This window comes from Noviherbaspirillum pedocola, from assembly GCF_016632335.1.
Classification (GTDB): Bacteria; Pseudomonadota; Gammaproteobacteria; order Burkholderiales; family Burkholderiaceae_D; genus Noviherbaspirillum_A; species Noviherbaspirillum_A pedocola.
This window is the reverse complement of the sequence record NZ_JAEPBG010000006.1, coordinates 249741-267317: the sequence shown is the minus strand read 5'-3', so window position 1 is coordinate 267317 and position 17577 is coordinate 249741. Positions and strand designations below refer to the sequence as shown.

Below are 17577 nucleotides of genomic sequence, written 5' to 3'. Positions count from 1 at the left end.
TGCAACTATAGCGACCACGCGGGCGATGCGGAAATTCCATTTCCCAATACCAAATATCGTATCCGTGAATACCAGTAGAGACCGAACGTTTTCCTTGTGCACTGCAAGAAAATTCTTACAAGCGATTAGGTGTTCCGCTGATGGATCAGATGTAGAAGTGAAGGTAATCTTCGAACCGTCTCCTCCAACCTACCAAGGATGGATTGCAACCCGCCCGTATCCACGGTCTACCCGTTCTAAAAAGGTGTTGGTGAAGCCTTAGGCGCATTTTGATTGAGAAGCCCCCAAACCCGATAGGTTTTGGGGGCTTTCTTGCCTAAATGGTCAAACAGCCAACAAGGATGCAGGTACGCTATACCCGACGCTTCTGATAAAGTATCGAGTCCAGCTATAACGTCGGTGACTTTGAAGATGAATCAGCAGCTTTGGGTAGAGCCGGTAGGCGAAATCGTTCTGGCACGCCTACGTGGACGATGCGATGAAGAGATATTGAAAGAGTGTCAGCATCGTATTTTCGAACTCGTGAAGGACACGAGTCAGGTCAAGGTGTTATATGACGCATTGGAGATGGAAGACCCTACGGTCGATATGGTTCTGTTACAACAGAAAATGGACTCGGAGGCTTGGGAACAGATAGGTCCCATTCCGCTACGAAGAGCCATTTTGGTCCCCAATACTCGTATCGCTTATCTGGCTCGAATCGCTTTTGGGCAATTCGGCGAAGGTGCGTACCGAGTCTTCTATAACGACATGGCACAGGCAATCTTGTGGCTAGAGGAAACGATATAGACGTATCCCTCTTTTAAAGAATCAATGTCTGCCCCTTGCCAACAGGAGCCTGAGGTGAGTCTTTCATGTTGCGCGCGCTATCTTCACCCGCTACGGCTTCTTGTTTCCGTCGAAGTAGAGGATGTCTTCGACACGTAGTTTCCCTTTTGCCAGCCCCAGCCGCTCAGCCGGTGTTTTGCCGTCTTTACTGCCCTTCGGCACAAAACAATAGTTCCAGTAGACCCGAAGCAGGAGCAGCAGCTTCTCAATGATTCGGGGGTTGTAGGGCGCATAGCCGTACCACATACGGCCGGCCGCGCTGGAGCTTGATAGGGCTCGCTCCAAAGGGCTCAGCCGGCGGCGAATCAGCTCCATGAACCGGTCGGCCCCGTACATCGAGCCGTACAGGTACATCTTCGCCAACTGGTCCTCGCTCACTTGGGAATCCGGCCGAGCGGTTAAGTAGGCCAAGGCCTTTTCAGGCTCGTTCATGGTCGGCAGCGGATGCAGGAGCCACTTGTCTTTGTAGCCGCCGATTTCCTTCATCAATGGCAACTGCTCCTTGATGAGCGCAATCTTGATGAACTCGTCGTCCAGCAGCCCCATCGACGCCTTGGCAGCCGCAAACCGCTTCTGCGCCTCATTGAAGGCCGCCAACTTCTGGCCTTTGGTCATTTCCTTCTTGACCGTAACGAAGAAGGCATGAACGAAGTCGTGCTGAATCTCCTCATGGAAGGCAGCAAAGCAGGCCGCCCGCATGCCAGCATCCTGGTCAAGATAGAAAGTGATGCTTTGTGCGCCGGCCAGCGACCTTTTGAGTACCTGGAAATGAGCGTAGAGGGTGTACTCACCGTGAACCTGCATCCCGGTACCCGGCAACTGCATCTCCCTGTCAAATTCGTCCGATACCTCGACGTCCTCCCGGTCGGCCGCCGTGGCATACCGAGCCGCAGCCGCATCGAGCACCGTTTTCTTCCCCTTATACCGCTTCCTTGCAGCGGTCGCCGCTATGGAAGCGTCATAGTCGCTTTTGAGCCAGAACCGGGCATTACGCCGGTATTCCTGCGGCAGCAGGTCGTCATCGTCCAACCGGACATCCGCTTCGACCTCTTCCGGGTCAAAGCGGGGGTCAAAGTTCAGGTGCGCTCCGAAAACGTAGCCAGTGCGGTTGTCGGCCGAGACGACCGAATGTAGCGGGATATTGCGCTTGTCCTCCCGCCGGGTCCAGTTGGTGTAGTAGTCCTGCCGGTCTACGGAAATAGACAGGTGACCCAAAGGCAGCCGCTCCAGTAACTTGCCTTCCCGGTCGCCCAGGAAGAGCAGGCATTGGGCGAACAGGAAGTCAATCTTGCCGTAGAGCGTGGCTGCGCAGATGTCGCGCTTTTCCATGATGCGGCGGAACGGAGCCTTGTTGACCAGTTCCATGAAGATTTCCCGGTTCTCATGGGGCTTCTTCTGGCCAGTAGTGGGGCCGCCGACCGCAAAAGTAGACCCGCACTCCTTGCAGCGGAAGCGCGGGGAGCCATGAGCGGTACGGCCATGGCTCATGTACCGGCTTCGGTTGGAGTGAACTCCCAAGCCGAACTGGGCACAAGCCGAGTTCTGGCAGGACGGCTCAGGTTCGCCGTCGAGATAGGCCATGAGCCGCGCGACTTCCTGAGCGATAGCCAAGTTGGATTTGAGCGGGGGTGTATCGCCACACAGCTTGCACTTGATGGCTGTGCGAGGAGTGCCGCGCTTACTGATTCCGCCCGACAGCACGTAGGTGTCGTGGCTAGAGGAGCCCGGTCCACGCCTGCTGATGGGGTTAGGCGGGACGCCGAAGTTGGAACAGGTTGGGGCCTTGCAGAAGTTGACCTGGATGCCCTCGACCGGCGGCGGGATGCGGGGAATGGAAGACCCTGCTGCACCGGCTGATTTTTTCGAGGAAGAGCGCGGCTTTTCGGGCGAGTCAGTAGACTCCCCTCCCTCTGCGCCATCTTCTCCCGGAAATATCTTCGGCAAAACAAAATCCCCTGAAAGCATTACACCGTCAAGGGATTTTACGGAATTACAACCCGCTTACCAACACCTTTTTAGAACGGGTAGATCCACGGTGCGGGTTTTTTTTCACCCAAACATATATTGTGCAGTGCAAGATGACGGTTTGGAACAAATGTATCAAAATGTGACATACAAAATCCATGCCCCAAGGCAGGCTGCGCAGGAGACTCAGAGGAAACCCGCATCGGAGACGATCGCGGGTTTTTTCATGTCTGCCTCTGCAGCGTCGATGCACACCGAGCACTGCCTTGCGCGCCCTATTCGAAGGCGCAACATCAAGTTTGCAGCAATAGCTGCGTCTGTCCTCAGTGCCCCGGCCGTACCCATCGCTTATGCTGGCCGCCTGCACTTCCATTGCCTCTGTCACCATTCAAATGCCGAATCCCGCTTCCCAATACCCTTTCTCCGAGCAAGTCGACTTGACTGAATGCGACCGCGAGCCGATCCATATCCCGGGCTCCATTCAACCGCACGGATTCCTCCTGTCAGTTTCCGAGGGAGACTGCGTGATACAGCAGATCAGCGCGAATACCGCCGATGTTTTCGGCATGCCGGCTGCCGGCATCCTGGGGCAGCGGCTGGAAAGTCTCATTGGCGAAAAAGGTGCGGATGCCGTTGCGACCGCCCTCGCGGCCACCATCGAGCAAAACGACCCGATATACGTGGGTATCGTCGAACTCACCGATATCGGCTGCTTTGACGTCATCGCGCATTGCGTCGGAAAGGCCAAGCTGGTCGAATTCGAGCCCGTGGACCGCAGCCATCCCGCCGATTTCCGGTCGCTGTATTCGCTGCTGGGCGCCTTCCTGAAACGGGTCGCGCATGTGAGCGAGGTCGAGGCGCTGAGCGATTATGCAGTGCGCGTGCTGCGCGAGGTCACCGGGTTTGGCCGCGTCTTCCTGTATGTGTTCGACCATAACGACGATTCGCAGGTGATCGCCGAGACCCTGGAGCCAAGCTATCCCTCCTACATTGGACAACGCTTCCCCGCCTCGGATATCCCGGCGCAAGCGCGCAAGCTCTATACCACCAACCCGATACGTCTGATCCCCAACGCCAACTATCAGCCGTCGCCGCTGGTGCCGCCGCTGGATCCCGTAACGAACGCGCCCACCGATCTGTCGCATGCAGTACTGCGCGCTGTCTCGCCAGTCCACGTGCAGTACATGAAGAACATGGGCACGATCGCCTCGATGTCGATTTCTCTCGTGATCAAGGGACGCCTCTGGGGCATGATTTCCTGCCACAACGCGACGGCGAAGTATCTCCCCTTTGAGGTGCGCACTGCGTGCGAACAGCTTGGTCAGATTCTTGCATTGCGGATCGAGTCGATCATTGAGGGAAAGGATTATGCCTACCGACTTGCATTGCGCGGCAAGCTCGTTTCCTTGCTGGCGGCACTGAGCCAGGGAGACGAATTCGTGTCGAGCATGGGTCATGCGTCGGCGGATCTCCTGAACTTGATGAACGCCACTGGCGCGGCCCTGGTGTTCGAAGGACGCACCATCCTGTTCGGCGACACACCCGATGCAACAGAGGTCACCAAGCTGGTCGAGTGGCTTGCCGTTCACAAGGGAGCAGAAGCCGGGGAAGTCTTTCACACCCGGGCGCTCTCGCGCGATTACCCGGCGGCAGAACGATACAGGACCTGCGCCAGCGGCATGCTTGCCGTCGCGATCTCGGGCAACTACCAGCACTACGTGATTTGGTTCCGCCCTGAAGTCGTTCGGACGGTGGAATGGGCCGGCAACCCCGAGCATAAGGCCATGCTGCAGAAGGAGGCGACGCCGCTTTCGCCGCGAAAAAGCTTCGAGTCCTGGCGCCAGACAGTGCGTGGCACATCTGACCCCTGGCAAGAAAGCGAGATCGAGACGGCATTGGAGTTTCGCGGCGCCATCCTCGGCATTGTCCTGGCCCGTGCGGAAGAAATGGCAGCACTGGCCGATGAACTTGGCCGCGCCAACAAGGAATTGGAGTCTTTCTCCTACTCGGTTTCGCACGATCTTCGTGCGCCGATGCGGCACATCGTTGGCTACACGGATCTGCTGCTCGATTCACAGGCCGGGAAACTGGACGAGCAAGCGAACCGCCACCTGCGCTATGTCGGCGAGGCAGCACGCTTCGCTGGGAAGCTCGTTGACGATTTGCTGTCGTTTTCGCAGATGGGCCGAGCGGCCCTGCATCCGAAAGCGACCGATATGAACTCCATCGTGAAAAACGCAGTGAAGAGAGTGCAAACCGAAGCAAAGGACCGCACGATCCATTGGAAAATCGATCCGCTGCCGACAATTGAATGCGATCCGACATTCATCGAGCTTGCGGTATTCAATCTGGTCGCTAACGCGGTCAAGTACAGCCGTGGCCGGGAGGTTGCGGAAATCAGCATCTCCAGTGAACAAAGCGATGATGCGTTCATCTTCCATGTGCGCGACAATGGCGTCGGTTTTTCGATGGAATATGCGCACAAGCTCTTCGCTGTGTTCCAGCGCCTACACCGGATGGACGAATTTGAAGGCACCGGCATCGGTCTTGCCAACGTGCGCCGCATCGTCGAGCGTCATGGCGGCCATGCATGGGCGGAAGGGACGCCGGATCAGGGCGCCGTGTTTTCGTTCTCGATACCCAAGACGCTTCCAGCGTAAAGGCACACAATGCTCAAACCCATACTGCTGGTCGAGGACAACCCGAAGGACCTGGAGCTGACGATGATTGCGCTGGAGCGCAGCCAGTTGGCCAATGAAGTGGTCGTTGCCTATGACGGTGCGCAAGCGCTGGACTACCTGTACCGCCGCGGAGAGTATGCGGATCGCCCCGAGGGCAAGCCAGCGGTGGTTCTGCTGGACCTGAAGCTGCCCAAGCTGGACGGGCTGGAGGTATTGAGCGAAATACGGAAATCGGAAGAGCTGCAAGGATTGCCGGTGGTGATGCTGACGACAAGCCAGGAAGAGCAGGATGTCTTGCGCAGCTATCACCTGCGCGTGAACGCTTATGTCGTCAAGCCAGTGCATTTCCACGACTTCATGAAGGCCATCGCTGACCTCGGCATCTTCTGGGCTCTGGTCAATGAACCGCCGCCCGGCCATGCCAAAGTGCTGCGCCGCAGTTAGCCATGGCTGCATGCCCTGCGGGCAGCCGCCTTCACCGTGCTAATTCCGCTTCGGCACTTCCTTGCCATGCCGGCGCATGATCGCGCTCATCTTCGATTCGAGCGTGGCGCTGTTGAACGGCTTGACGATGTAGCCGCTCGCGCCCGACTGCGCCGCGCACAGCACGTTTTCCCGGCTCGCCTCGGCTGTGACGAGCAACACGGGGATTTCTTTGAGCTTCGGATCGTCGCGCATCGTGCGCAACAGATCGATGCCCGTCATGCCTGGCATGTTCCAGTCCGATACCACGCAGTCGTAACGATCGCGCCGCAGATGAACCAGCGCCGTGTTGCCATTGTCGGCCTCCACAACGTTGGAATAGCCGATGGACACAAGAAGTGCGGATACAACGCGGCGCATGCTGGCCATGTCGTCGACTACGAGTACGCGTAGTTCCGTGCTCATTTATTACTCCTGCTGCCGCCCGGTGCGGACGTGAGGTTGCCGCTGGCAGCGGAATCAGCCGTTATGTCGTCACGATCGCAATCAGTCATTCCGGATTTCCGTAAAGAGTTCAGCAACCTGAGATCTGCTGCGTAATCCAGCTGCTGCGACCGGCGCCAGCGCCCGGGGCGTCGCGCGCAAGGAAACTGTTTGCCGGGCTGTGAAGTCTGTGGGACTATCTTCGCATATTTTTCTCCAAAGAAACAGGCTGTCGCTTTTTTCCTTCCTTTTGCGCATATCCGCACCCACGGAGGAGATTTGCGGCGCAAAGCGGTTGCGGTAGGGGCCGCTGGTGGCATGCTGTGTGAGAACAATATTCGAAGGAGACGCCATGAACCCGCCGGTGAACTGGTTGAATGTCGCAACTGATGTCATCTACGCAGTCGTCGCAATATCGGCAGTCGTCTACCTGGCGACATTCCGCAAGCCACAACATGCGAATTTCCGGCTTTTTACCAAGCGCTCCTTCGTGGCGTTCATGTTTGCCGACTCGCTGATCTACGGGACCACATACCTGGCCGAACGCGGTTTGCCAGTCGGTACCGCCAGACAGATGCTTGTAATCATTGGCGCGGGCGTGGCGATCTGCATCGGCATGGCCGTACTCAACGTGCGCAAGACCAATGCGGTATTTGGGCTGGCGGCAACCGTGATGCAGGCAACGCTATACGGGGTGGCGTTTCCGCTGATGCTGGCGTGGATGGGCTATCGCCTGCTGTCGACGGTATTGCTGAATGGGCCAGTGCGTAGCTATTCCGAGGACGAACGCGAGCGGTTCGAGATATCGGACGACGAACTGCTGAAGCGCAATCTCTACGCGCCGGATCGGATGGATCCGGGCATCGAAAGGACCGGCTTATGAGGTCCAGCGCCCGACTGGGCGCGTCAATTGCACGAAAAGGGAGGTTTCAATGACTCTGACCGAACTCGAATCTGTTATCGCGGCCGCCGCGCCGATCTTCAGGAAATACACGCCGAATCCGACGATCGCCTTTTCGTCGGGGCCGGCACCGCTGAATCTGCAGGACTTCCTACTTTCTACGATGTCGGCCGAGGACCGCAAGAAGCTCCTCGAGCTTGGCTGGAAGACAAACGGCAAGATCGCATGGTTTTACGAGGGGGACCACCCAGCGGACGCAGCCGCTTCCGCCGCCGCGGTGCCGGGTGCGCACCGCACCTGGCACCTGTAGAACGGCGCAGGCCAAGCCTATAGGCCCACGCCCAAAAAAACGCTGCGATAATCCTGCCTTTTCCTAAAGGCAGATCGGTTATGGCGGACGACATCAAGAAGATGGTGGAACTGGCGCAAGAGTCGGCTGGAAAGCACGCGCAGCACTGTATCGGTCTATTAACCGAGGGCCGACTAGCCGAGGCGATCGAGTATTGCTCGGCGCAGGGAATCGAACCGCCAAAATGCTCGCTCACGGCCCAATCACCGAATGCGCACCGCTTGCGTGAAATTGCCAAAGGCATGCTCTCCGACGAGGCATGGTGGAAAAAGCGCCTGAAGGTAACAGCCCTTCGCAATTACGAAAACACCGCCATCAGGGAAGGCCGGGTTACGCAAGGGATCTCTGATGAAATGTTTGCTTATATGAAATCTGAGAAACGCTGACCTGACTGATTGCGTTCATATACGGGCGGGATTTGACCCCTTCGACGCTGGATTAATGCGAGGCGCTTCTCGGCGTCTGCGCTGTATTAGCGTGGCGGTTCAACAATCTGAATCGGGACAATTATGACTACCGCCTTGCCTCCAACTCTTTACACAGCCTTCGGCGTATTCCAGGGCGGTCCGGACTGGACCGTCGAGGTTGCCGTCCCCAACTTTCCGTCCGAAGACGACGCTCAAGCCTATGCGCAGGCATTTCGAATCAGGCTGGTGGACGGCAAGCTATACCGCGATGACGGTAAAGGCGTCGACGTCTTCGACGAATCGTGGAGAGATGTGCTGGACAGCGACATCAAGGTCTCGCGCAGCACTGCAGGCGGCGGCCAGCCGCAGCAGGTGTCGCTGCCGGTGGCGCAGTGGGCAGCCCAGCCGGGCTTCAGCGGCGACTTAACGCCGGTCGCCTGGCACACCGAGGTAGACAAGCTTTGAAGGTGCCTAGCGCCACCTGAGCAGTCTGACTCGTGCCCGCATGAAGAAGGACTGCGGTTCGCTCCGGTAACTACCCAGTGAAGGCGACCCGACTCGCTGCGTACGGTTGCGCGGCGTGGTCCGGGTGGCATCCTCCAAGGCAGCGCAATACCGCGCATAGCTACCCGGACAATGTATGAACAGCAACCAGACTTCTGTAGCATGGACCACCAGAGACAGCCGGCAAGCATCCCACGACGGCTGGGATATTTTCGATTGCGAAGGCAAATGCGAGCTGCAGCGCGACGCTGACACGGACGCATTTGCAGACGATGCCGCAGCCGCGGCGCACGTCAAGGCGCGCGCCGCACTCGGCGATCCACTCGCGCAGAAGGCAGTCGCTTACCTCGTGCAGTGCTGCAGTGAAGACGTCGCCCTGTTTTCGCTGGTCTAGCACCATGTCCCCTGACCGACGCCTGATCGAAAAAGCGCTGCAAACCATGCGGCCCGAAGAACGGGCTCGGCTAATGAACGAAGCGCTCGCAGCGGAGCGCCGTGAGCCAAGAATCGATCCGAAGTACGCAGACTGCCTGATGGCGAGCGCCGGCGGCGCTGCAGCCGTGTATCGCCATGTCGTGTCAGTGCAGGACGGTACCGTCCATTTCTGCTACAGCAGCCAGCCGTTTGGCGCTGAAAGGAGTGGGCGCTGCACATTGGAAAAGTGGCGACAATGGGCCACAAGGGCAGTGGTGCACCACTGGTCATCGACCGAGATTTTCATTCGCGGCGCAGGATGGCAGCTGCATAGCGACATTCTGGCGGTCGGGGCAATGTCCCAGGCGCCCACATAGATAATCGAACAGACCGCATACGCCGCGTACTGCGCAAAACCACGGGAACCGAAAACAATTCTGCTCCCGCCATTTCCAAAAGCGGCTCGGCAGCTTTGTTTCCAATTTTCATCAAATACGCGATCTCATTGAAAATTTTTTTTCTTTCTCAAAAATGCGTATGCCGGGCCCATGCCTTTCAAGGCGAATGTCGGCTTGCGTTGGATAATGATTAATGAGGGTAATCGCGTAGGCCGGTAATTGCGCTAATTTTTAGAGCGGAATTTCGATTTCTGAAGCAATCTGCGGCGCGGCAATTGGATAAGCAATCTGACGGTGAAACGGAAATTACAAGGGCTGCGCTACCGCAAATGTATTTCACGCCGATATGCGAATCTGAATCAATCAATGAACAGTGCAATTCTTTGTTAATCGGGTTGTAGGCGTCAGGAAATTGTTATAGGCTTCGCCCCCAATAGCTGAAGCTTCTGGCTATTAATTAACCTTAGAAGGGTACGACTGATGGCAAGCTACAAGGAAATCCAAGAGAAGATCGCAGAATTGCAGCGTCAGGCTGAAGAGCAGCGACGCGCGGAAATCGACGGCGCAATTGGTCAGATCAAGTCACTGATGAGCGACTACGGCATCAGCATCGACGATCTGGAAGACAAGAAAAAGAAAGGTGCCAAGAAATCGTCCGGCGATGTGAAGTTCCGCGACGATCAGGGCAATACCTGGTCGGGGCGCGGTCGCAAACCGGCATGGATTCAAGGTAAAGACGCCGATCAATTCCGCGTCTGACACTCTGCTGTTTGCCGGTTGCATCGGCCATATTCGGGGCGAAAATGGATTATCGATCCTTCGCCCCGAATCCCAATGGAACAACTCAATCTTTTTCAGGCCGTTCTCGAAAGCTATCAAGCCAATGCCGGCAGGCTGACAAATGAGCAGCTTTATCGCGAGGTCGCATTGCGCGCCAACCTCGACGATACAGCCATGAATTCCCTGGTGCCGATCGGTAAATCAGGCACGCCGCGAAATGTCATCAAGAGAAAGCTGCGCTGGTGGCAGCAGTCGGCAAAGCAGGCCGGCATTCTGCGCCATGTGCCTGGCCAGCGCGGCGTCTGGGAATTAACCGAAAAGGCCGGTAAAGACCTCCATAAGATTTTGCCGCAGTACAGCGTCCTCGCGTTCTCGACCAAGCTCGGGCTGGCAATTCTCGGCTCCTGCGATTCCGTTTTTTCCCGCCTCGATATACCGATCTCTTTGATCGTCTCCTCTCCACCTTTTCCGCTGGCGAATCCCCGCAATTACGGAAATGTGTCGGAAAAGGAATTCGTCGACTGGATCACCAGGGCGCTGGAGCCAGTCATCAAGCGTCTCGTGCCGGGTGCCTCGGTGTGCCTCGAAATTAGCCCGAACATTTACATGCCCAGGTCCCCGGCGCGCTCGATGTACTGCGAGCGCCTGCTGCTGGCGCTGCATGACCGGCTTGGACTTGAACTCATGGATCGGCTCGTGTGGGAAAACACGTCGGCGCCACCGTCGCCAGTGCAATGGGCCAGCAAACGGCGCGTGCAGTTGACCGCGACCTATTCCTTCGTGTTCTGGCTTTCCAACGATGCCCAGCGTGTCAAAAGCGACAACCGCCGCGTGCTGCAGCCGCACACCGAGCGCCACGCACGGTTGATTGAGGGCGGCGGCGAGAGGCGCACTGGCTCGTTTGCCGGCGGCGCTTACCGCATTCGTCCGGGAAGCTTTGGCAATGAGACGGCCGGCACCATTCCTCGGAACATCATCAGGCTGTCTCATAATTGCGCGGACCAAAACACTTACAAGAGGAGGATGCGAGACATGGGCCTCCCCCCGCACACGGCTCCTATGCCGCTGGCGTTGCCGAAATTTCTGATCGAGCTGCTGACGGAAAAGGAGGATGTGGTTGCCGACCCGTTCTTCGGCAGCGGCACGACCGGCAGAGCCGCTGAGAGTCTGAGCCGGCGCTGGGTCGGCACCGAAATTGCGGTGGAATCGATCAGGGGCGCGTCGACGCGCTTTGAGGATGCGGAAGGTTTCGAGCAACACATGCTCATGTAGGCTGGCGCCGTCACCCGGTCGGCGGCAGGGCGCATTTCGGCGGCCCTGCACCTTCCGTGTTCGCGCCGCCTGAACGCACTGTCGGTGTCCAGGCGGCTGCGCTTTAGAACTCAGTCCAGTCCGCGTCGCTTTGATGCGGCGCCAGGCGCGGCTTCGGTTGCGGCGCGGTGCGCAACGCACGCCCGGTCGATTTGGCTGCTGCTCTCGCAACCGGGGCGGCGCGGGGCGGTGCTTCCTTGGTCTCGGCAGGTGCGGCCCCAGGCTTTGCCGCCTTCGGTGCAGCGGCGCGCGGCGTATTCGTCGGCGCGATAGCGCTCGGCAGCGCTTTCAAGGGCACAGCCGCAGGTACTGCGCCGAGCTGGAAGAAATTGACCGAGCCGGATAGCTTGTCTGCCTGGTGCTGCAGCGATGCCGCAGACGAGGCGGCCTGCTGCACCAGCGTGGCATTCTGTTGGGTCGAACCGTCGATTTGGAGGATCGTCTGATTGACCTCGACGATGCCCGCGCTTTGCTGGCGCGAGGCCTCCATGATTTCGGTCATCATGCCGGCCATCTGCTGCACCCCCGACACCACCTCGCTCATCGTCTCGCCGGCTTCACCGGCCTGCCGGCTGCCCAGCGCCACCATGTCGACCGACTTGCCGATCAGGTCCTTGATTTCCTTGGCTGCGCCGGCGCTGCGTTGCGCCAATGCGCGGACCTCTGCGGCGACGACCGCGAAGCCACGACCTTGCTCGCCCGCGCGCGCGGCTTCGACAGCGGCATTGAGCGCCAGGATGTTGGTCTGGAACGCGATACCGTCGATGACGCTGGTAATGTCGCTGATGCGGCGAGCGGCTTCATCGATCAAGCCCATCGTTTCAACGACGCGCGCCACCGCCTGGCCGCCATCGCCGGCGACGGACGCGGCAGATATCGCCAACGAGTTCGCTTCCTCGGCGTTTTGCGTATTGCGCGCCACGGTCGAGGTCAGCTCCTCCATCGCAGCGGCCGTCTCTTCTAGCGATGCGGCCTGCTCCTCGGTACGGGTGGACAGGTTCAGGTTGCCGGCCGCGATCTCGCCTGCGGCGCGGTTAATCGCTTCGGTGCCCACGCGCACGTCGGAAACGATTTTCACCAGGTTGTCGCGCATGTCCTGCATCGCATGCATGACGCTGCGCGTGTCGCCGCTCTTGACCGGAATTTCGGCGGTGAGCTCGCCACGGGCAATGTGGCGCGCAATGGCGCTGACCTGTTCCGGTTCGCCGCCCAGCTGGCGCAGCAGGCTGCGCGTCAGGATCCAGCCGATGAGGATGCTCAACAGCACCGCTACCGCAGAGACGGCAAGAATTATCGACTGCGATTGTACGGACAGATGCTCGGCGCGCTGGCTCTCGGTATCGACCTGCTGCTGCAGTTCCTTGATGACCACGGCGATGTCGGCCACGATGCGGCGGCGCAGCGGGCTGCACTCTTCGACGAGGAACTTGCCGTATGCCTCCATCTGGCCGGCTTCGCGGTATTTGCGGGGACGGCGCAGTTCATCCGCCATCGACATCAGCCCGGACCGCACCTTGGCGAAATGCTCATCGCCGTGGAACAGCGGCGTCATGGCCGTGAGCGCATCGAGGTAGAGCGCCTTTTCCTTGTCCAGCAGATCGAGTTCTTCGCGCGCGCGCTCGCCGTCCGGAAAGATGAAGGCATTGCGTGCAGCTAGGCCGGTCTGGTCCAGCGCCTCGCGTGCGGTGTAGAGCCGTTCGAGCTTGTCGGTCCTTAAGCGATTCTGCTGCTCGACCACGGTCGTGATCTGCGACACGCGGATCAGTGAAAAGGTGGATAGGGCGGTGATGATTAAAGCGATCAGGCCGAAGCCGAGGGTAAAACGAAGGGCGAGCTTCAGTGTAGAAATGGATTTCATGGCCCGGTGAGAATGGAAATACGCGCACAGCGATGGAATGGCGTGCCACAAGGCCCGCCGCTTGCGGCCGGGGCTGCTGGCGTCTCGCCGGGACGACGCACATGCAGCCATTTATGCCGCTGACATGGTCTTTAATGCATTTGCCAGCTTAGCGTAATTTCCTTGAGGAATTTCCTAAATTCATGCGCTCTTGCAATCTTTTTCGCGATGCGTTGTTGCCGCGGAACGAGAACGACTGAAAATCGATAGACACGTGTGGTTGCTGTTACGCAGATCCGCAGCGCGTCGGGCAAAGATCGGCATAGCACCGGAAGTCTGGACCGCCAATACGTATGCGTTCAGGACGTGCGATGCACGCCGGGCTGGCGCGGCGGCTTGTGACTATGACGCGCAAAGGCGACGGCGCGCGTTCGCGCATGCAGACGTTTGCGATCGAGTCGATGGTGTGCATCGTGCCTGGTGGCCTGAAGCGAGCCGTCCTGATAAACGGGTGCGGCGTCGCCCCCCTGTCCGTTTGCCGCATCGTCGCCCTGGCCGTCATCGCCTTGTCCGCCTTCCTCCAGGCGCGAGATGCGGTAGTCCAGGGACGCCAGATACTGCCGCTGCGTGGCGTCCGCATTGATCTGCGCCTCAGCCGCGATTTCGGCCAATTCGCCGGCGCGTTGGGCTTCGTAGGCGGCGAAGCCAAGGCTTGCGACTGCGACGACGAGAGACGCTGTGGCCACAGCCACGATTTTTTTGGAAGACATTTGCTTGATCCCTGTGAGTAGAGCGGCCCAGGCATGCGGTGCGCGGGCAATGCCGCCATTTGCTCACGAAAGAGCCGGTTTCGCAACGAGTGCTTGGCGCGACGAACCGTGGGCATCCCCAAGCCTTGCAGAAATTTCGCCAGATACGCGAATCGCGCTTGCGTTTGAAGCCGCGTCAGGCATTCTTGCCATGTTGCACGACCGCGCAGCGGCGCGGCTCCAACCGAGGAATCCCATTGAACTCCCTAGACGAAACGCTGGCCGAGTTGCGGCGCAAGCAAAGAGAAGGCGCAATCTACGATGTCATCCTTTCCATCGGCTTCGGCCGTCGCAAGACGGAAACCGTTGTCAAAGGCGGCTTGAATTACAAGGACGCACGAAGCGAAGAACAGCGCTTGATGCAAGAACGCACCGACAAGGGCTTTGCCGGACCGTGCTACTTCATTCAGCGGAGGAAGGGCACATGACTTACCTTTTCGCGCTTACGCTGTGCCAGTTTGCTGCTGCGACCTTCTTCATCCAGGCGACGCTTCGCAGCACGATGCAGATCGCCGCGGCTGACTGGCGGGTGCAATGTGTGTTGATGAGCGGCTTGCTGTTCGCAGCCACTTTCGTTTCTTCGCTCTATCCGCCTGTCGAGTGGGTGAACGGCAAAAGCGTGAATGTCACGCCGCTGCTGGCCCTGGTCGCAGGAGCCGTTGGCCTGTGCGTTTTTGGTCCAATCGCCTACCTGATGGGGCGCGGCAAGCGCCTGGATGCGACGGCGCATCTGACGTTCGGCTTCCTCGTGCTGGCGAGCGTTTCGGCGGCCTATGTCGTCTATGCCGCGGCCGACGACCTGATGTTCTGGCGCGGGAAGGGTTCCGGCGTCATGTCGGCGATGGTCTTCGAAAGAGCCGGAGTGCAGTGTGAAAGCGGCTATGTTTTCGTGCGACGCGAAGGCGCCGCCTATCGCTACCGGTGCCCAACGTCGATCGTAGCCGGACATCCCTTCGGCGAGCCATTTGCGCCGTGGCCTGCGTACCGCGAAGGGCGCAGCGAGGCGCTCGGGACCGCGCTTGATTCCCTCTTGCAGGAGGCTCATGGCAAACAAGGCGAAGGGGTATTGCGATGATCACGTTCTTCGAGTGGGCGGGCTCGTTGCTCGGACTTGTCGGCGCATTCCTGCTGGCCACGCATACCCGGTTCAGTCGCTATGGCTGGCTCGCGTTTTTCGCCGCGAATCTGGCGATGATTGCATTCGCGTTAGGCATTCACCGCTACGGTCTGCTGCTTCAGCAAACCGGATTCGTCGCTACCAGCATCCTTGGCCTGTACCGGGCCGGTTTCTTCGGAAGGGTCAGGGACAAAGAAACACCGCCCTGACTGCCTGTTTCCGAGGGGGCTGCGATTTTGAAGCGGTGAGGGCGCGCAGCGTTGTGTAGAATTTTGCACCCAGACCTCTTCAAAGCTTTCATGCCAGCCTCCTCGTTTATCGACACGTTCATCGCAGCCACTATCTCAGGCATTTCATGCGGATCGCTCGCCGTTGCTTTGCTCTTCTTCGTCGCCCGAAAATACCTATCCGCATACACTGGCCAGAAAGGTAAAAACCTCGCCGACAAGGAAGATCTACATCGGCTCACCGAGATTGTGGAATCGGTCAAGACCCAAAACGCCGCACAGCTCCAGGCGCTGACACACCAATTTAACGTGCTGCTCGAGGAGCACAAAACGTCAAACCAGATGCGCCTAGCTGCATTGGACAAGCGCTTGGAGGCGCATCAGAAAGCTTTCGCTCTTTGGCGCAAAATTCTTCCCGCGGCCAACACCGATGAGATCGGCAAAGTCGTGATGGAATGCCAGGAGTGGTGGGAAAATAACTGCCTCTATCTCGAGCCCGAGGCACGGGACGCATTCAGCAGGGCATATCATGCGGCCGGGATACACCGGCAACTCTTCCAGGGCAGAGCTGCACCCGCAGACATCATCGATAACTGGAAAGCCATCTCCGAGGCCGCCGACATTCTCATGCGCGCTGTCGCTCTCCCACCGCTATCCAGCGAAATCAAACAGGAAATGGGTGATGTGCCCAAAATCAACGAGAGCGGCGCATAGCAGGTAAAAGACCTCCTATTTAAAGCATAGCGGACTCGAAATTATCACGCGGAAACGCAACATTTCGCTGCAACTTTTTCAGCATATTGAATTTCAAATCCGCAATATTTTCGTAACGCAATGCGGCTGCATGAACTGTGGTAGGGCATCACTCTACGCTTGCGCGAAAAATTATTCATGTGAAATTCATTGTAGAATTTTGAGCGAATGCGTGCCTGGCGTGGCATGCCTGTCTCAACCGGAGGTGTTCTGATGACGACGAAAGCTCGACTGGGCGCGACCTATCTGCGGTTTCTTGAACTGGCCGAAGCCATTTGCAGTTTGCCCAGCCTGCCGGCGCTCGATCCGCTCGAGGAGCGCATGCTCGGCAGCATTGCCCGTGCCAACGATGAGGGCGCCGACCTGTCCGTACGCACAATGATGTCTCGCGTAGAGTTTGGGGCTCCCGCGACGATCCATACCCGCCTGAAGTCCATGCGCGCCAAGGGATGGATTCTGCTTTCCGATACCGAGGATGCGCGCCGCAAGCAGGTGGAACTGTCGCAGGCCGCACTGATGCATTTCGATAAGCTGTCGAAATGCGTCATGAAAGCTGCGAGCACGACGCGCTAAGACCTCGACGGCCGCCGGCCCGAGCGGCGCCGGGAGACTGCCTACCGCGAGGCCGTCTTCATTGTCCCTTCGGGCGCGGTCGAAGCATGGTAGTCCAGCACCAGGCTTGCCGGACCAAAAAGCGGGATCACCTTGCGGTACGCAAAGCCAACTTCATAGATCCCGTTGTTCTGTTCAATATCCAGATCGGCGCCGCTGAGCGACGTGATGTAGCCGACTTCCGCTTGCCGATCGAAGGCGTCGCGGATTTCCTTAGGCGTCGTGCCGCTCGCGCGCGCGCTCGCCACCGCCTTCTTGATCGAGTTGTATTCGGTCTGCGCCGGAACGATCTGCAGAGCCACGATCGCAACGACGGCGATCACTGCCAGCGAGAGGATCAGGCCCGTCAGCGACAGGCCGCGCTGGTCCTTGAGTTTGCAAGCCATGACTTTCATGACGCTCCTTCGGTGTTGCCGGCTTCGCGCCGGTACGGCTACCTGCGGCGATGCGACACGCCGGGCAGATCGGCTTTGCCCTGGTCGACATCATGTGCGCGCGGGATCTTGGCAACCTCGGCGCGGCGGTGCCGCCACCGCAGGCGAATGATCGTTGCGGCCGCTGCGATCAGCAGCAGTCCGGGCAGACGCGCCATCGGCGCTTCCGCGTAGAAGATCGAGGCTGTACCGCCGGCGATATACATGTACGGCGATACCTCATACCAGCAAGTTTCGAGATCCATCGTCTTCCTCGGCGCAGGCCACAGAAGGGCCAAAGGCGTAGCGCGGTGGTTCGTCGTGCAGGTACACGCCGCATGTGAATGTTTCCATACTGCATCACA

At 58.7% G+C, this 17577-nt stretch carries 23 protein-coding genes; 16 read left to right on the top strand and 7 right to left on the bottom strand.

What is annotated here, in order from left to right; genetic code table 11:
* Positions 1-411 precede the first annotated feature (411 nt).
* Positions 412-789, top strand: coding sequence for an STAS/SEC14 domain-containing protein (locus JJB74_RS16205; protein WP_200593331.1), 378 nt, complete (start codon positions 412-414; stop codon positions 787-789).
* Between the two features lie 90 nt (positions 790-879).
* Here the strand turns inward: JJB74_RS16205 and JJB74_RS16200 are convergent, their stop codons facing one another.
* Positions 880-2772: a hypothetical protein gene (locus JJB74_RS16200; RefSeq protein WP_200593329.1), complete on the bottom strand. Its 1893-nt coding sequence runs from the start codon at positions 2770-2772 to the stop codon at positions 880-882.
* A gap of 371 nt (positions 2773-3143) precedes the next feature.
* Between JJB74_RS16200 and JJB74_RS16195 the strand changes: the two genes are divergently transcribed.
* A complete protein-coding gene (locus tag JJB74_RS16195; protein WP_234484215.1) occupies positions 3144-5453 on the top strand; it encodes an ATP-binding protein in 2310 nt (769 codons plus the stop codon).
* A 9-nt stretch (positions 5454-5462) separates the two neighbouring features.
* On the top strand, positions 5463-5918 hold the full coding sequence (locus tag JJB74_RS16190) for a response regulator (protein ID WP_200593327.1): 456 nt from the start codon (positions 5463-5465) through the stop codon (positions 5916-5918).
* Positions 5919-5957: 39 nt separating this feature from the next.
* Here JJB74_RS16190 and JJB74_RS16185 read toward each other — a convergent pair whose 3' ends face one another.
* The gene (locus tag JJB74_RS16185) at positions 5958-6362 is read right to left on the bottom strand and encodes a response regulator (RefSeq protein WP_200593325.1); all 405 of its coding nucleotides are present in this window, start codon (positions 6360-6362) and stop codon (positions 5958-5960) included.
* 81 nt (positions 6363-6443) lie between these two features.
* Positions 6444-6734 (bottom strand): hypothetical protein, encoded by a 291-nt coding sequence (locus JJB74_RS16180; protein WP_200593323.1) that lies wholly within the window; start codon positions 6732-6734, stop codon positions 6444-6446.
* On the opposite strand from JJB74_RS16180, the gene JJB74_RS16175 reads away from it, so the two are divergent.
* From JJB74_RS16175 to JJB74_RS16140, 8 genes are all read left to right on the top strand, one after another.
* On the top strand, positions 6733-7263 hold the full coding sequence (locus tag JJB74_RS16175; RefSeq protein ID WP_200593321.1) for a hypothetical protein: 531 nt from the start codon (positions 6733-6735) through the stop codon (positions 7261-7263). The genes JJB74_RS16180 and JJB74_RS16175 overlap by 2 nt on opposite strands.
* A gap of 49 nt (positions 7264-7312) precedes the next feature.
* Positions 7313-7591, top strand: coding sequence for a hypothetical protein (locus JJB74_RS16170; protein ID WP_200593319.1), 279 nt, complete (start codon positions 7313-7315; stop codon positions 7589-7591).
* 80 nt (positions 7592-7671) lie between these two features.
* Positions 7672-8016 carry a hypothetical protein gene (locus JJB74_RS16165; RefSeq protein ID WP_200593317.1) on the top strand — a complete coding sequence of 115 codons (345 nt, stop codon included), beginning with the start codon at positions 7672-7674 and terminating at the stop codon, positions 8014-8016.
* A gap of 123 nt (positions 8017-8139) precedes the next feature.
* Positions 8140-8502, top strand: a complete 363-nt coding sequence (locus tag JJB74_RS16160) for a hypothetical protein (protein WP_200593315.1) — start codon at positions 8140-8142, stop codon at positions 8500-8502.
* Positions 8503-8677: 175 nt separating this feature from the next.
* The gene (locus JJB74_RS16155; RefSeq protein WP_200593313.1) at positions 8678-8935 is read left to right on the top strand and encodes a hypothetical protein; all 258 of its coding nucleotides are present in this window, start codon (positions 8678-8680) and stop codon (positions 8933-8935) included.
* Positions 8936-8939: 4 nt separating this feature from the next.
* Entirely contained in the window at positions 8940-9332 is a 393-nt protein-coding gene (locus JJB74_RS16150) for a hypothetical protein (RefSeq protein WP_200593311.1), read from the top strand.
* A 501-nt stretch (positions 9333-9833) separates the two neighbouring features.
* Positions 9834-10112 carry an H-NS histone family protein gene (locus tag JJB74_RS16145; protein ID WP_200593309.1) on the top strand — a complete coding sequence of 93 codons (279 nt, stop codon included), beginning with the start codon at positions 9834-9836 and terminating at the stop codon, positions 10110-10112.
* Between the two features lie 75 nt (positions 10113-10187).
* A complete protein-coding gene (locus JJB74_RS16140; protein ID WP_200593307.1) occupies positions 10188-11405 on the top strand; it encodes a site-specific DNA-methyltransferase in 1218 nt (405 codons plus the stop codon).
* Positions 11406-11508: 103 nt separating this feature from the next.
* Here the strand turns inward: JJB74_RS16140 and JJB74_RS16135 are convergent, their stop codons facing one another.
* Together JJB74_RS16135 and JJB74_RS16130 are read right to left on the bottom strand one after the other, a co-directional pair.
* Positions 11509-13302 (bottom strand): methyl-accepting chemotaxis protein, encoded by a 1794-nt coding sequence (locus JJB74_RS16135; protein ID WP_200593305.1) that lies wholly within the window; start codon positions 13300-13302, stop codon positions 11509-11511.
* A 338-nt stretch (positions 13303-13640) separates the two neighbouring features.
* Positions 13641-14051 (bottom strand): hypothetical protein, encoded by a 411-nt coding sequence (locus JJB74_RS16130; RefSeq protein WP_200593303.1) that lies wholly within the window; start codon positions 14049-14051, stop codon positions 13641-13643.
* Positions 14052-14110: 59 nt separating this feature from the next.
* Between JJB74_RS16130 and JJB74_RS16125 the strand changes: the two genes are divergently transcribed.
* The 5 genes from JJB74_RS16125 to JJB74_RS16105 all read left to right on the top strand — a co-directional run bounded on the left by JJB74_RS16125 (position 14111) and on the right by JJB74_RS16105 (position 16760).
* Positions 14111-14518 carry a hypothetical protein gene (locus tag JJB74_RS16125; RefSeq protein WP_200593301.1) on the top strand — a complete coding sequence of 136 codons (408 nt, stop codon included), beginning with the start codon at positions 14111-14113 and terminating at the stop codon, positions 14516-14518.
* Positions 14515-15165, top strand: a complete 651-nt coding sequence (locus tag JJB74_RS16120; protein ID WP_200593299.1) for a hypothetical protein — start codon at positions 14515-14517, stop codon at positions 15163-15165. Before JJB74_RS16125 ends, JJB74_RS16120 begins: the two co-directional genes overlap by 4 nt.
* Complete coding sequence (locus tag JJB74_RS16115; RefSeq protein ID WP_200593297.1) at positions 15162-15416, top strand: hypothetical protein; 255 nt, start codon at positions 15162-15164, stop codon at positions 15414-15416. The genes JJB74_RS16120 and JJB74_RS16115 overlap by 4 nt, the downstream gene beginning before the upstream one ends.
* A gap of 90 nt (positions 15417-15506) precedes the next feature.
* Positions 15507-16148, top strand: a complete 642-nt coding sequence (locus JJB74_RS16110) for a hypothetical protein (protein WP_200593295.1) — start codon at positions 15507-15509, stop codon at positions 16146-16148.
* A 252-nt stretch (positions 16149-16400) separates the two neighbouring features.
* Positions 16401-16760 carry a winged helix-turn-helix domain-containing protein gene (locus JJB74_RS16105; RefSeq protein WP_200593293.1) on the top strand — a complete coding sequence of 120 codons (360 nt, stop codon included), beginning with the start codon at positions 16401-16403 and terminating at the stop codon, positions 16758-16760.
* 41 nt (positions 16761-16801) lie between these two features.
* On the opposite strand, the gene JJB74_RS16100 is transcribed toward JJB74_RS16105, so the two are convergent.
* Together JJB74_RS16100 and JJB74_RS16095 are read right to left on the bottom strand one after the other, a co-directional pair.
* Positions 16802-17194, bottom strand: coding sequence for a DUF4845 domain-containing protein (locus JJB74_RS16100; RefSeq protein ID WP_234484214.1), 393 nt, complete (start codon positions 17192-17194; stop codon positions 16802-16804).
* A 38-nt stretch (positions 17195-17232) separates the two neighbouring features.
* Positions 17233-17478 (bottom strand): hypothetical protein, encoded by a 246-nt coding sequence (locus tag JJB74_RS16095; protein WP_200593291.1) that lies wholly within the window; start codon positions 17476-17478, stop codon positions 17233-17235.
* Positions 17479-17577: the final 99 nt, after the last annotated feature.